This is a genomic window from Pseudomonas sp. Larv2_ips (assembly GCF_963879675.1).
Taxonomy (GTDB): Bacteria; Pseudomonadota; Gammaproteobacteria; order Pseudomonadales; family Pseudomonadaceae; genus Aquipseudomonas.
This window is the reverse complement of sequence record NZ_CAWOAW010000014.1, coordinates 1,198,900-1,214,721: the sequence shown is the minus strand read 5'-3', so window position 1 is coordinate 1,214,721 and position 15,822 is coordinate 1,198,900. Positions and strand designations below refer to the sequence as shown.

At 61.3% G+C, this 15,822-nt stretch carries 11 protein-coding genes; 3 read left to right on the top strand and 8 right to left on the bottom strand.

What is annotated here, in order from left to right; all coding sequences use genetic code 11:
- The first annotated feature begins 96 nt into the window (after positions 1-96).
- Positions 97-468 carry a DUF6124 family protein gene (locus tag AACV02_RS12200; RefSeq protein WP_119739839.1) on the top strand — a complete coding sequence of 124 codons (372 nt, stop codon included), beginning with the start codon at positions 97-99 and terminating at the stop codon, positions 466-468.
- A gap of 187 nt (positions 469-655) precedes the next feature.
- On the opposite strand, the gene cysS is transcribed toward AACV02_RS12200, so the two are convergent.
- Together cysS and AACV02_RS12190 are read right to left on the bottom strand one after the other, a co-directional pair.
- Positions 656-2,044 carry a cysteine--tRNA ligase gene (gene cysS / locus AACV02_RS12195; protein ID WP_119739837.1) on the bottom strand — a complete coding sequence of 463 codons (1,389 nt, stop codon included), beginning with the start codon at positions 2,042-2,044 and terminating at the stop codon, positions 656-658.
- 42 nt (positions 2,045-2,086) lie between these two features.
- Complete coding sequence (locus AACV02_RS12190) at positions 2,087-3,787, bottom strand: glutamine--tRNA ligase/YqeY domain fusion protein (RefSeq protein ID WP_119739835.1); 1,701 nt, start codon at positions 3,785-3,787, stop codon at positions 2,087-2,089.
- 250 nt (positions 3,788-4,037) lie between these two features.
- On the opposite strand from AACV02_RS12190, the gene AACV02_RS12185 reads away from it, so the two are divergent.
- Entirely contained in the window at positions 4,038-4,541 is a 504-nt protein-coding gene (locus tag AACV02_RS12185) for a peptidylprolyl isomerase (protein WP_106578797.1), read from the top strand.
- The gene (lpxH, locus tag AACV02_RS12180; RefSeq protein ID WP_119739833.1) at positions 4,538-5,287 is read left to right on the top strand and encodes a UDP-2,3-diacylglucosamine diphosphatase; all 750 of its coding nucleotides are present in this window, start codon (positions 4,538-4,540) and stop codon (positions 5,285-5,287) included. Before AACV02_RS12185 ends, lpxH begins: the two co-directional genes overlap by 4 nt.
- A 154-nt stretch (positions 5,288-5,441) precedes the next feature.
- Here lpxH and AACV02_RS12175 read toward each other — a convergent pair whose 3' ends face one another.
- The 6 genes from AACV02_RS12175 to AACV02_RS12150 form a co-directional block, all read right to left on the bottom strand.
- Complete coding sequence (locus AACV02_RS12175; protein WP_106578799.1) at positions 5,442-6,971, bottom strand: DHA2 family efflux MFS transporter permease subunit; 1,530 nt, start codon at positions 6,969-6,971, stop codon at positions 5,442-5,444.
- Positions 6,971-8,182, bottom strand: a complete 1,212-nt coding sequence (locus AACV02_RS12170) for an efflux RND transporter periplasmic adaptor subunit (protein WP_119739831.1) — start codon at positions 8,180-8,182, stop codon at positions 6,971-6,973. The genes AACV02_RS12175 and AACV02_RS12170 overlap by 1 nt, the downstream gene beginning before the upstream one ends.
- 15 nt (positions 8,183-8,197) lie before the next feature.
- Positions 8,198-9,649, bottom strand: a complete 1,452-nt coding sequence (locus AACV02_RS12165; protein ID WP_119739829.1) for an efflux transporter outer membrane subunit — start codon at positions 9,647-9,649, stop codon at positions 8,198-8,200.
- Positions 9,646-10,119 carry a MarR family winged helix-turn-helix transcriptional regulator gene (locus AACV02_RS12160; RefSeq protein WP_106578802.1) on the bottom strand — a complete coding sequence of 158 codons (474 nt, stop codon included), beginning with the start codon at positions 10,117-10,119 and terminating at the stop codon, positions 9,646-9,648. Before AACV02_RS12160 ends, AACV02_RS12165 begins: the two co-directional genes overlap by 4 nt.
- A 236-nt stretch (positions 10,120-10,355) precedes the next feature.
- Positions 10,356-14,042, bottom strand: coding sequence for a translocation/assembly module TamB domain-containing protein (locus tag AACV02_RS12155; protein WP_119739827.1), 3,687 nt, complete (start codon positions 14,040-14,042; stop codon positions 10,356-10,358).
- Positions 14,042-15,769, bottom strand: coding sequence for an autotransporter assembly complex protein TamA (locus AACV02_RS12150; RefSeq protein ID WP_106578804.1), 1,728 nt, complete (start codon positions 15,767-15,769; stop codon positions 14,042-14,044). Before AACV02_RS12150 ends, AACV02_RS12155 begins: the two co-directional genes overlap by 1 nt.
- Between the last annotated feature and the right edge of the window lie 53 nt (positions 15,770-15,822).

Below are 15,822 nucleotides of genomic sequence, written 5' to 3'. Positions count from 1 at the left end.
TGCCTAGAGTCCCGGTCTGCGAACCTGCGTACAGCTGCCACCCAAATATCGTTTCGCAGCGATGGGTGGTGACTCCAATACTCTAGGAGCCTCGCCATGATTAAAGACAGTCCAAACCCACCACTGGATTCAGCCGCGTTTCACACGGCTGCTCATCGAGCCATTAACCATTATCTGAATACTTCTGAGAAACCAGAGCCAGCATCTGAGGGCCATGGTGTGTTTACCGTGCGCGAAGGATTAGACGTCGAGACGCTGCTGGTCAACGCAACGGAGGATCTTGCATCGGTTCAGACGCTGGCAAGCCATTTGGCTTTTGAGATCGACGGCAATCCTCGCAGTGTGGCACTAGGCATTTGCAGGATGCTGGAGGGGATACAGTTGCTGGTGGAAAAAGCATTGAGCTTCAACGAGAACCCAACTCAGAGAAAATCTGAGAACGAAGAATGTGTAAAGCGGACCCGGTAAAAATGTGGAAGCTGGCTTGTCGGATCGCCGCACGGCTGCGATAGCATCGCCTGGGCATAGCTGCTGTACCGAGGTGTCTGCATCGCGAGCAAGCCCGCTCCCACACTGGATCGAGTGAGCCGTTAAAACGATGTGCAAAAAAAACGCCCCGAACCAGTCGGGGCGTTTTTCATTCAGCGATTACCAATCAAGCCTGATCAGCCAACCGCCACGTCGTCCCGCCCTTCCCGTCTTCCAACACCACACCCATCGCGGTCAGTTGGTCACGGATACGGTCGGATTCCGCCCAGTCTTTATTAGACCGCGCAGCCAGACGCGCCTGAATCAGCGCATCCACTTGCGCCGCATCCACACGCCCTTCAGCGCCGGCTTGCAGGAAGTCATCGGCTTCCATCTGCAACACGCCCAAGACACTGGCCAGTTCTTTCAAGCGCGCTGCCAGTCCCGCTGCTGCATCGAGATCGCTCTCACGCAAACGGTTGATCTCGCGCACCATCTCGAACAGCACCGCGCAGGCTTCCGGCGTGCCGAAGTCGTCGTTCATCACTTCGGTAAACCGTGCCACGAACGCTTCACCGCCGGCAGGCGCCACGGCTGGCAGGCCTTTCAACGCGTGGTAGAAACGCTCCAGGGCGCCCTTGGCGTCCTTGAGGTTGTCTTCCGAGTAGTTGATGGCGCTGCGGTAGTGGCTGGACACCAGCAGGTAACGCACCACTTCCGGGTGGTACTTTTCCAGCACGTCGCGGATGGTGAAGAAGTTGTTCAAGGACTTGGACATCTTCTCGCCATTGATGCGGATCATGCCGCAGTGCATCCAGGCGTTGGCGTACGTCTTGCCGGTGGCGGCTTCGCTTTGGGCGATTTCGTTTTCGTGGTGCGGGAACTCGAGGTCGCTGCCGCCGCCATGAATGTCGAAAGTCTCGCCCAGGCAGCAGGTGGACATCACCGAGCACTCGATGTGCCAGCCCGGACGCCCGGCGCCCCATGGCGACTCCCAGCTCGGCTCGCCGGGCTTGGTGCCTTTCCACAGCACGAAGTCGAGCGGGTCTTGCTTGGCTTCGTCGACTTCGATGCGTGCGCCGATGCGCAGGTCTTCGATTTTCTTGCGCGACAGCTTGCCGTAGCCCATGAACTTGGCCACGCGGTAGTACACGTCGCCATTGCCGGGGGCGTAGGCATAACCCTTGTCGATCAGGGTCTGGATCATCGCATGCATGCCCGGGATGTGGTCCGTGGCGCGCGGTTCCATGTCCGGCTTGAGGATGTTGAGGCGCGCCTCGTCCTCGTGCATGGCAGCAATCATGCGTTCGGTCAGCGCGTCAAACGACTCGCCGTTTTCGTTGGCACGGTTGATGATCTTGTCGTCGATGTCGGTGATATTGCGCACATAGGTCAAGTCATAGCCGCTGAAACGCAACCAGCGGGTCACCAGGTCGAAGGCAACCATGCTGCGGCCGTGGCCGATGTGGCAGTAGTCGTACACGGTCATGCCGCACACGTACATGCGCACCTTGTTGCCATCCAGCGGCTTGAAGACTTCTTTGGTCTTGCTCAGTGTGTTGTAGATCGTTAGCACGATGCGTCCTTTTCTCTGTATGCAAAGCCGCTCACGGCTGCATCACTGGCCCCACGAATCACGCAGGGTCACGGTACGGTTGAATACCGGCTGACCAGGTTTCGAGTCCTTGATATCTGCGCAGAAGTAACCTTCGCGCTCGAACTGGAAACGGTCTTCCGGCTGTGCGTCGCCAAGCGATGGCTCGGCACGACAACCGGTGAGCACTTGCAGGGAATCAGGGTTGATGTTGTCCAGGAAGCTCGCGCTGTCTTCAGCCTTTTCAGGGTTCGGCGAACGGAACAGACGATCGTACAAACGCACTTCGCATTCGATGCTGGCAGCCGCCGGCACCCAGTGGACCACGCCTTTGACCTTACGGCCTTCCGGGTTCTTGCCCAGGGTTTCGGGGTCGTAGGAGCAACGCAGTTCGACGATGTTGCCATCGGCGTCCTTGATCGCTTCATCGGCGCGGATCACGTAGCTGCCGCGCAGACGCACTTCGCCATTCGGCTCCAAGCGCTTGTAGCCTTTTGGCGGCTCTTCCATGAAGTCATCGCGGTCGATGTAGATTTCGCGGGCGAACGGCAGCTTGCGCACGCCGAGTTCTTCTTTTTGCGGATGACGCGGCAGTTCGAGGTTGTCGACCTTGTCTTCCGGGTAGTTGGTAATCACCACTTTCAACGGACGCAGCACGCACATGGCGCGCGGTGCGTTGGCGTCGAGGTCCTGACGGATGCTGAACTCGAGCATGCCGTAGTCGACCACGCCGTCGGAGCGGTTGGTGCCAACCATCTCGCAGAAATTACGGATCGACGCCGGGGTATAACCGCGACGACGGAAGCCCGACAGCGTCGACATGCGCGGGTCGTCCCAGCCATGCACGTGCTTTTCATCAACCAGTTGCTTGAGCTTGCGCTTGCTGGTGATGGTGTAGTTCAGGTTCAGGCGGCTGAATTCGTACTGACGCGGGTGCGCCGGCACCGGCAGGCTGTCGAGGAACCACTCGTACAGCGGGCGATGGCTTTCGAACTCCAGGGTGCAGATCGAGTGGGTGATGCCTTCGATAGCGTCCGACTGACCGTGGGTGAAGTCGTAGTTCGGGTAGATGCACCACTTGTCACCGGTCTGGTGGTGATGGGCGTGGCGGATGCGGTACATGATCGGGTCGCGCAGGTTCATGTTCGGCGAGGCCATGTCGATCTTGGCGCGCAGCACGCGGGCGCCGTCCGGGAACTCACCGGCGCGCATGCGGTTGAACAAGTCCAGGTTCTCTTCGACCGAACGGTCGCGGAACGGGCTGTTCTTGCCCGGCTCGGTCAGGCTGCCGCGGTATTCCTTGGCTTGCTCCGGGGTCAGGTCGTCGACGTAAGCCTTGCCGGCCTTGATCAGCTCGACGGCCCAGTCGAACAACTGGTCGAAATACTTGGAGGCATAGCGCACTTCACCGGACCACTCGAAGCCCAGCCACTTGATGTCGCTTTCGATGGCGTCGATGTATTCCTGGTCTTCCTTGGCCGGGTTGGTGTCGTCGAAACGCAGGTGCGTGACGCCACCGAACTCCTGGGCCAGGCCGAAGTTCACACAGATCGACTTGGCATGGCCGATGTGCAGGTAACCGTTGGGCTCAGGCGGGAAACGGGTGACGATCTGCGTGTGCTTGCCCGAATCCAGGTCCGCCTGGATGATCGGGCGCAGGAAATTGACCGGGACGGCAGGTCCGGCCTTGGAATTCGAGGTAGGGTCGACAGTGGGCTTGCTCATAGGATCCTTGAACAGACGAAGTGCTTGGCCAGAAGTGGGGCCGATAAAACAAAGGGCTTATGATAGCCGAAGCTGTCAAGCCGCTGACAGAGCGTGGTCGAAAACTGCTGCATTTAATGCATCGGCGGTAAAAAACCACCTCGAAATTCCTGCAGGTCACGCTAAACTGCGCGCCTTGGCCTCTGTTTAGCCAATCAGGTGAGGCGCTCAGGCGTCCAAACCCACGAATTCCCTGAAAAGAGTAGTGAACATGACTCAAGTCAAACTGACCACCAACCACGGTGACATCGTCATCGAGCTGAACGCCGAGAAAGCGCCGATCACCGTCGCCAACTTCATCGAATACGTTAAAGCCGGCCACTACGAAAACACCGTTTTCCACCGTGTCATCGGTAACTTCATGGTCCAGGGCGGCGGTTTCGAGCCTGGCATGAAAGAAAAGAAAGACAAGCGCCCAAGCATCCAGAACGAAGCGGACAACGGCCTTTCCAACGACAAGTACACCGTCGCCATGGCCCGTACCATGGAGCCGCATTCGGCCTCCGCGCAGTTCTTCATCAACGTCGCCGACAACGCCTTCCTGAACCACAGCGGCAAGAACGTGCAGGGTTGGGGCTACGCGGTATTCGGTAAAGTGACCGAAGGCCAGGACGTCGTCGACAAGATCAAAGCCGTGCAGACCACCGGTAAAGCCGGTCACCAGGACGTTCCGGTAGAAGACGTTATCGTCGAGAAAGCCGAGATCGTTGGGTGATACTGCTGATTTCAGATTTGCATCTGGAAGAGGAGCGCCCGGACATCACCCGGGCGTTTCTGGCTTTGCTCCACGGCCGCGCCCGTGGCGCCCAGGCGTTGTACATTCTGGGCGACTTCTTTGAAGCCTGGATTGGCGACGATGGGATGACACCTTTCCAGCGTTCGATTTGCGCAGCATTGCGTGAACTGAGCGACAGCGGCACCCCGATTTTCATCATGCACGGCAACCGCGATTTCCTGATCGGCAAGGCGTTCTGCAAAGCCGCAGGTGCCACCTTGCTCAAGGACCCGAGTGTCGTGCAGCTCTACGGTGAGCCTGTGCTGTTGATGCACGGCGACAGCCTGTGCACCCGCGACGTTGGCTACATGAAGCTGCGGCGCATCCTGCGTAACCCGATTGTGCTGTTTATCCTGCGGCACCTGCCATTGCGCACCCGCCACAAGCTGGCGCGCAAGCTGCGCAGTGAAAGCCGCGCGCAGACACGCATGAAAGCCAACGACATTGTCGATGTGACGCCCGAGGAAGTGCCGCGGGTGATGCAGCAGTTTGGCGTGCGCACCCTGGTCCACGGCCATACGCACCGCCCGGCAATCCATAAGTTGCAGATTGGTGATCAGGCGGCCAAGCGCATTGTGCTGGGGGATTGGGACAAGCAGGGTTGGGCGTTGCAGGTGGACGAGCAAGGGTTTGCGCTGGCGGCGTTTGACTTCGTTAATCCGCAGCTGGCGCTGCCTGGCGCCTGATTCTCAGACACCACCGACCCAATGTGAACAGAGATCCAAATGTGGGAGCGGGCTTGCTCGCGAAGGCGGCGTGTCAGTCAACTCAAGTATCGACTGAACCACCGCCTTCGCGAGCAAGCCCGCTCCCACCTTTTTGACCGCGTACAACCTCGAATCAGTGCCCCGAAGCCTCCGGCCCGGCCTTCGCCGCAAACGGTGGTTTCGCCAGCCACACAATCACGATCAATCCCATGAACATCCACCCCAGCAGCGTGAAGTAATCCACGGTGGACATCATGTACGCCTGGCTGGTGAGGATCTGGTCCAGCTGCGCATAGGCCTTGTGCCCTGCCCCGCCGAGTGCCTGCAAGGCGTCACGGGTGGCCGAGTCGTAGGTGGTCATGTTCTCGCTCATGTAGGCATGGTGCTGGTCCGCCCGGCGAATCCAGATCCAGGTGGTCAGCGAGGCCGCAAAACTGCCGCCCAGGGTCCGCAGGAAGGTCGCCAGGCCCGCGCCGTCGGCGATTTGCGCCGGCGGCAGGTCGGACATCAGGATGCTCAAGGTCGGCATGAAGAACAGCGCCACGCCAATGCCCATGAACAGCTGCACCAGGGCGATGTGCGTGAAGTCGACTTCATTGGTAAAGCCGGCACGCATGAAGCAACTCAGGCCAATCGCCAGGAACGCCAGCCCGGCCAGCAAACGCAGGTCGAACTTGTGCGCATACTTGCCCACGAACGGCGACATCAACACCGGCAGAATGCCGATCGGCGCCACCGCCAGGCCCGCCCAGGTGGCGGTGTAGCCCATCTGGGTTTGCAGCCATTGCGGCAGGATCAGGTTGATGCCGAAGAACCCTGCATAACCCAGCACCAGCACAATGGTGCCGATGCGGAAGTTGCGGTAGGCAAACAACCGCAGGTTGACCACCGGGTGCTTGTCGGTCATTTCCCAGATGACGAACACCGCCAGGGCTATCGCCGAAATCACGGCACCAATGATGATGAAGTTGGATTCGAACCAGTCCAGGTCATTGCCCTTGTCGAGGATGATCTGCAACGCGCCGACACCGACGATCAGGCTCAGCAGCCCGACGTAATCCATCGGCTGGTAACTGGTGACCACCGGACGTTTCTTCAACTGCGAACGCACCACCAGCACCGCAAAGATGCCGATGGGCACGTTGATAAAGAAGATCCACGGCCAGCTGTAGCTGTCGGTAATCCAGCCGCCAAGGATCGGGCCGGCAATCGGCGCCACCACCGTGACCATCGCCAGCAGCGCCAGGGCCATGCCGCGCCTCGCCGGCGGGTAGACCGCGATCAGCAACGTTTGAGTCATCGGGTACAGCGGCCCGGCCACCAGGCCCTGCAGCACCCGAAAGCCGATCAGCTCAGGCATCGAGGTGGAAATACCGCAGAGGAACGAGGCCAGCACAAACAGGATGGTCGCCCACAAAAACAGCTTCACCTCGCCAAAGCGCCGGCTCAACCAGCCGGTCAGCGGCAAGGCAATCGCGTTGCTCACCGCAAACGAGGTGATCACCCAGGTGCCCTGCTCCGAACTCACGCCGAGGTTGCCGGAAATGGTCGGCAAGGCCACGTTGGCGATCGTGGTGTCGAGCACCTGCATAAAGGTCGCCAGCGACAGGCCAATAGTGGCCATCAACAGGCTGGGTGGCGTGAACGAGGCGTTATTGCTCATCAGCGTTGCACAGCCTTGGGCGCGGCGAGGCTGTTGTCATGGATCAACTGAGTGATCATGGCATCGGCTTCGGCCAATTGGCGGTCATACACGTTGGTGGTGAACGAGGCCTTTTGCGGCGCCTGTTGCGCCAGTACCGGGCCGCTCTTGTCGTGCAGGTTCACGTTGACCACGGTGCTCAAGCCCACACGCAGCGGGTGCTTGGCCAGCTCGTCGGCGTTGATGTGAATACGCACGGGCACCCGTTGCACGATCTTGATCCAGTTACCGGTGGCGTTCTGCGCCGGCAGCAAGGCAAACGCGCTGCCGGTACCGGCGCCCAGACTGTCCACGGTGCCGCTGTACTTCACGTCACTGCCGTAGATATCCGACTCGATGTCCACCGGCTGGCCGATACGCATATCGCGCAGCTGGGTTTCCTTGAAGTTGGCATCGATCCACAACTGGTTCAGCGGGATCACCGCCATCAACGCGGTACCCGGCTGCACGCGCTGACCCAATTGCACCGTGCGCTTGGCCACATAGCCGGTTACCGGTGCAATCAAGGTGCTGCGGGCGTTGGTCAAGTACGCCTGGCGCAGTTGCGCGGCGGCGGCCTGCACGTCCGGGTGGGACGAAATCACCGTGTCGTCCACCAGCGCGCTGGAGGTCTTGAACTGTTGCTGCACGTTGGCCAGGGCGCTTTGCGCCGAGGTCAGGTCGTCACGGGCGTGGGACAGTTCTTCCTGAGAGATCGCGCCGCCGGCGGCTAGGTTCTTACGACGGTTGTAATTGTCCTGGGCCTTTTGCACGTTGGCTTGCTGCGCCAGCACCTGGGCTTTCATGCCATCAACGTTGCTGTACAAGCCCCGTACCTGACGCACGGTGCGCGCGAGGTTGGCCTGGGCACTTTGCAGGCCGACAGCGGCGTCATTGGGGTCGAAGTTGATCAGTACCTGGCCTTCGTGGACCAGGTCGCCGTCGTCGGCGCCGATGCTGACCACGGTGCCGGTGACCAGCGGGGTGATTTCCACCACGTTGCCGTTCACATAAGCATCGTCGGTGCTTTCGTTGAAGCGCCCGTAAAGCTCATACCAGGCCCAAACGCCGATCACGCCGAGAATCACGATCAGCGCCAGGCCGATCAGCATGATTTTGCGTTTGCGTGGGTTGCTGTCTTTCTGCTGCTCTTTGGGTTGCTCTGTTGCGTTGTTGCTTTCGGCAGTGGCCATGACAAATACCTCAAATTATTCCGTGCGTGTAGCTGGGGTGGTTACGGCCACGTTATCGGCGTTGTACCCGCCACCCAGGGCTTGCATCAATTGAATCGACAGATCGATCTGCGCAGCATTCAAGGCCGCCAATTGACGCTGGGCCTGCAGCAATTGCTGCTCGATGCTGAGTACATCCAGGTAATTCCCGATCCCCGAGCTGTAGCGCTGAACCCCGGTGTCGTAGGACTGCTGGGCAATGTCCGCGGCGTGTTGCTGGGCCTGGATCTGCCGACCGGTATCGCGCAATTGCGAAAGGGTGTTGCCAATATCGCCCAGGGCTTGCACCAGGGTTTTGTTGTACTGGGCCACCGCCAGGTCGTAATCGGCGTCGCGGGCATCGAGGTCGGCGCGCAGGCGGCCACCGTCGAAGATCGGCAACGAGATTGTCGGCGCAATGCTGAAGAAACGGCTGGCCGAGCCAAACATCGCGTCGCCCAACAACGACTCGGCCCCGGCGCTCGCGCTCAGGTTGAGGTTGGGGTAGAAGCGGGTCTTGCTCGCGGCGACGTTCTTGCTCGCCGCCTCGACGCGCCAGCGTGCGGCGATCAAGTCCGGGCGACGGCCCAGCAACTCGGCCGGCAGCACAGAAGGCACGGCAACGGCGCTGGGTTTGAGCACGTTCGGGCGGGTCAGCTCGCTGCCACGGTCGGGGCCTTTGCCAAGCAATACGGCCAGGGCGATCTTGGCGCTTTGCAGCTGTTTTTCTGCATCGATCAGTTGCGACTCAGAGCTGGCTTCCAGGCTTTCGGTCTGCTGGTACTGGTACTGGCTGTCGATGCCGGAACTCAGGCGGCGCTTGCTCAGGTCGAGCATCTGACGGGTGCGCTTGAGGTCGTCGGCGGCCAGGTCTCGCACGATGTGCGCCTGACCCAGGTCGCTGTAGGCCTTGGCCACGTTGGCGGCCAGGGTCAGGCGCGCGGCTTGCTGATCGACCTCGGCGGCACGCGCCTGGCCCAACGCAGCTTCCCAGGCGGCGCGCTGGCCACCCCACAGGTCAAAGTTGTAGTTGAAGCTGGCGCCGATGTTACGCACGGTGGCGTAGGCATCGCCCTGCCCCAGCGGGTCCTGATCCTTGGCCAGACGCGAACGGCTCACACCGGCGCTGGCATCCAGGGTCGGCATGCGGGCGGCATCGGCGGCGTAGGCAGCGGCCTGCGCCTGGTGGGCACGGGCGCTGGCGACTTGCATGTCAGGGCTGTTTTGCAGGGCTTCATGGATCAAGCCGTCCAACTGCGGGTCGCCGAGGCTCTTCCACCAATCGGCCGTCGGCCAAGCGGCGCTGGACAAGGTCACGCCACTGAGGGACTTGCCGGTTTGCAACGTGTTGGCGTCGAGGCGTTGGCCCTGGGTGTCGAGGCCGCTGAAGTTGGCACAACCGGCCATGCTCATCGCCACCAGCACCAGGCTAAGTGCGCGTGTGTTCATTGATTACCTACCCGCTGGATGACGATGGCGTCACCGGCAGCTACCAGAATTTTCGTGAGGATTTTTTCCAGGGTTTGCAACTCGCCGGGCTGCAGGGCGCCGGCCAGCTCATTCATCGACTGCGCGCCGATGTGCGGCAGCATGTCTGCCAGGCGCTGGCCGTCTTCGGTCAGTACCAACTGCACCTGGCGCCGGTCCTGCTCGGAACGCTTGCGCGCCAGCAGGCCCTTTTGCTCCAGGCGGTCGAGCATGCGGGTCATGGAACCGCTGTCCAGCGACAGGTTGCGACACAGCTCGGCGGGCGTGTCGACCTCATACTGGGCAATGATGATCAACACCTTGAACTGCGCGGCGGTGACGCCATGCGGTTCCATATGCGTGTCGATAATGCGGTCCTTGAGCAGCGCGGCGCGGCCCAGCAACAGGCCGAGGTGGCAGTTGCGAAAGCTGTCAGGGGTGAAGTGGGTCATCGAAAGTCACCTTATTACTGCCTAGGCAGTGAATGTATGACAAGATGTTACTGCTTAGGCAGCGAATGTCAAATGGAATTATTAGCTTGCTTGCTAATTGACCGACAGGTGGGCTGCACTGCAAACACATGTGGGAGCGGGCTTACCTGCGATGCCGGTCTGTCAGTCAATAAATCATCGACTGATGGACCGCCATCGCCGGCAAGCCAGCTCCCACACTGTTTGTGCGTGAAGGTTTAGAAATCGCGCTTGTAGAAGATATCCAGTGAACTGGCCACGCCACTGGCCACTTCCAGGTACACCTTCTTGCTCAGCAGGTAGCGCAAGGCAATCGTACTGGCCGGTTCGAACACCCCGACCCCATACCGCAAGCTGAGTTTTTCGGTGATCTTGCCGCTGGCCACCACGGCGGTGTTATTGCCGGTGCCCTGGGTGTCGAGGTCGAAGTCCTGAATGCCCAGCTTGTTGGCGATATCCGAGGTGACCCCGGCGCTGCCCATCAACCCCAACCCCAGGGCGGCCTCGGCCAGCATGTTGTTGTCTTCGCCGGTGTTGTTGCGCGAACGCCCCAGCACCAGGTACGAGAGCGCATCCTCCTGAGGCATGGTCGGCTCGGAGAAGATCTGCGTGGTCGGCTGCTCGGCGCTGCCGCTCAAGCGAATACCGGCCGTCACCGTTCTGGACGGTTCGGTAACGACGCGCACGGCCTCGACATCCAGGAACGGTTGGTCCAGTGGCCCTGCAAACAACAGCCGCGCGCGGCGCACGTCAAGCCGCTGCCCGTAGGCACGGTAGCGGCCGTCGTTGAGCCACAGCTCGCCACGGGTGTCCATGTTGTCGCCGATGTGCACATGGCCCTGCACTTTGGCAGTGAGCCCGAAGCCCGCAAAGTTGAGCTGGTCTTCGCCCACCACCACGTCGATGTCCATGGCCATCGCCATCGGCGGCTTGCCCTGGGCGGTCTGGCTGCCGACGATCACCGTGTCATCGGAGACCTTGACAGTGGACGGCGGCAATTCCCGCACGGTGATGTCGCCACGCGGGATGTGCACCTTGCCGGCAATCGCCAGCTTGTCGTTTTTCAGGCTGATTTTCAGGTCCGGCGCCACTTCCAGCTTGGCGTAAGGCTCAACCGTGACCGGCAGTTGCGCGCCTTGCAGGCTGAGGTCCACCACCAGCGCCTGGCCCCAGTCGATCTGCCCCTTGAGGCTGCCCTGCCCGGCCTTGCCGCTGCGCCACGCGCCATTCAACTGCACGCTTTCGCCGGCAATCAGTGCCTGCACGTTCAAGCCTTCGAGGCTGATCGGCAACTCGGGCCCGGAGACTTCACCGCCCACCAGATTCACGTTGCCGTTGACCTGCGGTGCCAGCAAACCACCGGAGATACGCCCGTTGCCGTTGAGCTTGCCGGTGAGTTTGTCCACCATCGGCACAAACGGTCGGGCCACGGCGAGGTCCAGGCCGTTGAGGCTGAAATTACCGGTGATCGGCTTGTTGTTGGGCAGCGGGTTGATTTGCGCCTGCACCAGCAACTCACCGAGCTTGCCGCCGCGGAAGGTCAGCTGAGTGTCGATGCGTTTGGGGTTAAGGGTGGTTTCCAGCTTCAGGGTGTCGTAGGGGAAATCCACCCACTGGGCCTTGTCCTTGACGCGCAGCGTGCCACCGCTGGCATCCACCGCGATCACGCCTTTAGGGCCGCTGGCGGGCAGGTCGAGCTGCACGTCGGCGTTGAGCTTGCCTTGCCAGGCGAAATCCTTGGGCAGGAAGGCAGCCAGGCTGTCGATGGGGAATTGCTTGAGGTGGTAACGCAACTTCGGCTCAGGCATCAGGCGCTGATCTTCACCGCACAGGCTGGCAGGGCCGGACACCCAGCAATGCGCCGCAAAGGTCAGCTTGCCGTCCGCCAGGCGTTCGATCCTGGCCGGGGCTTGCAGCTTCCAGTCCTGGCCACCGGCTTGAACGTCACCGCTGGCCAGGCGCCCGCGCCAGTTACCTTTGTCGAGGTCGCCATCGAGTGCCAGGCCCAGCTTGACCAGCGGCCCGGCCAGGTCAAGCTGGACTTTCTGGCGCTTGATATCACCTTGAGCGCTGGCGGTCAGGGTGCCGACCTGGGTGTCGCCGGCCTGGATGCCACTGCCCTTGAGGTCGATCTTCGCGCGCTGGGCGTTGTCGAGCGTGGCGTCCAGGGTGAGGTTTTGCAGTTTATTGTCGGCAAACGCCAGTTGCTGGCCTTTGAGGTCGAGTTTGCCTTGCGGCGCCTGCAACGTACCGGCCACATCGACACGCCCGTTGATCTGCCCGCGCAGTTGCGGCCACAGCTGGGCCAGGCGCGTCAGCTTGATATCGATCTGCCCGGCCACACGTTGCTGCAGGCTGCCGCTACCGTTGATGCGGTTATCACCCAGGCGAATGTCAAGGTTGGCCAGGGTCCATTGCTCGCCTGCGCCTTGCGCCTTGGCGGCCAGCACGGCAGTTTGTCCGCGCAAACGGCCCTTGAGGTCGAGGTCGGCGTTGAGCTTGAGCTGTTCATGTTTGAACTCGCCCTTGCTGCGCAGCGGCCCGGCCAACGTGCCCGGCAACTCCGCGACCCAGTACGCCGGGTTCAGCGCCGACAGGTCCAGCGCGGTGTCCCAGGCAATGCCGTCGGCAAACTGCAGGCTCAGGTGGCCTTCAGCCTTGCCTTGGCCGGCCGTCAATTTCAGTTCGGGCAGGAAGAGTTGCTTGAGGTCGCCACTGAACGGAGTGACCACATTGAATTTGCCCGCCGGGCCGTCGAGGTCTGCCTTGAGGTTGCCAAGGTAATTGCCGTCTTTATAGGAAATCTCGCCGTTGAGCGTATGCAGCGCGAACTGCGGTTCATCAATCAATGGGTAGAGGCGGTGCCAGGGAAAATCCAGCCAATCGATCCTGGCGTCGGCGCTGAAGCCCTGTTGCCAGTCCAGATTGGCGCTGAGCTTGAGGCTTTGCTGGTCGCCCGCATTCAAATCCAGGCCGGCGATCTGCGCGCCCTTGGCGTCAACCTTGCCCTGCAGCAGCAGGTCCACCGGGCCTTTTTCCGCTGGCAGCACGGCCTTGCCCAGCAGTTGATAACCGCTGCTCAGGTCGCCCTTGGCGGTGAGGTCCAGTTGATTGAGTTGCAGGGTGTCGGGCAAGTCGGCGCTGGGTTTGAAGCCGTCGGCGCTGATGTGCAATTGCGCGGGCAGGTTCTCCACCAAAGGTTGCAGCTCACCGCTGAGTTTGGCGGGCAGGTAGCCACTGCTGTCGGCGTCGAGCTTGAGGGTCTTGAGCAAGTCTCCGTCGACCTTGAGCGCAACCTTCCACGGCGCGCCGCCGGGCGCGTACGGCAGGCTCAGGTTGCCCGTGGCGCTCAGCGGCCAGTTGCCGGTCGGTTGCAGCAGACCCGCAAGGTCCAGCACCAGGTCATCGCGTTGCAGGTGCACCGAGTCGATCTGCAGGCCCGCGGCGGTCCAGTGCGCCGCGAGCTGCAAGCCCTTGAGCTCTTCGCTGCCATTGAACAGCAGGCTACCGACGCGAACGTCGCCCAACTGGATCGCCACCGGCAGTTTCAGCTCCGGCAGCTGGATCGGCCCGCTGCTGCTGTCATCGGTACTGGGTGGAAATTGCAGGCTGACCTGTTCCACGTCCAGCTGGTTGATGCACAGGGTCATGCGCAGCAGGCATGCTGGCGACCAGTCGAACTTCGCCGCATTCAGCTCGACCCGGCTGGTGTCTTGCTGCCACAACAGGTGGTCGACACGCCATTGGCCACCCAAATGGCCCTGGAAATTCTCCACCGTCAATCCCGGCACCTGGCTCAAGGCCCAGCGGCTGCCCGCTTGGCTGCCGAGTACCGCCCACAGTGCCACTAACACCACGGCGAAGACTGCCACGATGGCCAGCCCCGCTATTTTCAAACCACGCATCACAGCTCAGGCCCCATGGAAAAGTGCAAACGAATGCCGCCCGGATCTTCCAGGGCATGGGCCAGGTCGAGGCGAATCGGGCCGACCGGCGACACCCAGCGCACGCCCACCCCCACACCGGTTTTCAGGCTCGGCATGTCCAGGCTGTTGAAGGAGTTGCCCTGGTCGACAAAGGTCGCGATCCGCCATTTTTCGGCGATGGAATATTGATATTCGGCACTCAACGCCACCATGTAGCGGCCGCCGATGCGGTCACCGCGATCGTTTTCGGGTGACAACGTCTGGTACTCGTAGCCACGCACGCTCTGGTCACCACCGGCAAAAAAGCGCAGCGACGGCGGCACCGATTTATAGCCATTGGTGGCACTGCCGCCAAACTGCGCGCGGCCGAGAAAGCGGTGGTTGTCCCACAAGGTGGTCAAGCCCTTGATGGTGGCAGTGCCGTAAAGCAGGTTGGTGTCGGAACCCAGGCCTTCCTTGGCGACCTTGGCGTCGAACATCAGGCGATAGCCATTGTGCGGGTCGATGCGGTTGTCGCTGCGCAGGTAGGAATAATTGATCCCCGGCATCACCAGGTTACTGAGGCCCGAGTCGTTGCCCAGGCGGTATTCTTCGCGCTGGTATTTGAGCGAGATGACCCGCGTCCAGCCGCTGGGCAATTTGCTGTGCCATTCAGGGCCGAGGGTGAGCAATTTACTCAGGGTGTCGGTATTGGCGATTTCTTCATTCTGGTAGCCGCCGGCAAACCGCAGTTTGTCGGTAAGCGGCGGGTCCAGCGGGATGTCGTACCACAGGCCGACGTTCTGGCGCGGCGCCGACAGCTCGGCTTCCCAGCCATAACTGTGACCTTGTGGGTTGACCCAGTGACGCGTCCAGTTGGCTTTGCCGCGCGGGCCGACGTCAGTCGAGTAACCCAGGCCCAGGCCCATGGTGCGCGGCTTGCGGGTGTCCAGTTGCACCGCCACCGGGATCACATCGTTGGCCGAGGCGGCGGGGCTTGCGTCTACGCGCACGGCTTCGAAAAAGCCACTCGCCTGCAGGTTCTGGTTGAGTTCGGCGATCAGCTCGGAGTCGTAAGGGTCGCCGCTTTTGAACGGCACCATGCGTTGCAGCAGGTCTTCATCAAACGGCGTGTCGCCGGCAAAGCTGACCTTGCCCATGCTGTAGCGTGGGCCGCTGTCGTAAATGAGTTCGATATCGGCGACGCCGGCTTTGGGGTCAACCGAGAGTTTCTGGCTGGTAAAGCGCCCGCTGAAAAAGCCGTAGCGCGAGGCCTGGTTCTGGATCAGACGCTTGGCGTCTTCGTAGTGGCCGTGGTTGAGCACGGCGCCGGATTTGAGGTCGCTGCTGTCGGGCACGCGAAAAGCCTTGAGGCTCGCGGCCTGGCCGTCAACCCGAAGGGTCACGTTGCGCAAATGCACCGGCTCGCCGGGGTCGATGGTGAGGATCAGGCGTGGATTCTTGCCGCCTTTTACATCACTGACGATTTGTGGCTGATAGTAGCCCAGCGCCTGGGCAGCCTTGCGGGCCTGCTCTTCGGCGCCGCGGCTGAACCGCAACAGGGCTTCTTCATCACGATCGCCTACCCCGCCGATATAGCCTTCGATGTTGGCTTTCAACGCGTCGTTTGTAGGCTTGATCCGCACGTCCAATTCGCTTTGCGCCAAGGCGCCGCAGCTTGTGAACAGCAGAATCAAGCCGCTGGTAAATCTTCCTGGAAGCTTCATAGGCGCGGATGCTACACGAGCTGGGGAGAGACTTTGAACCCGGAATAGTCTGA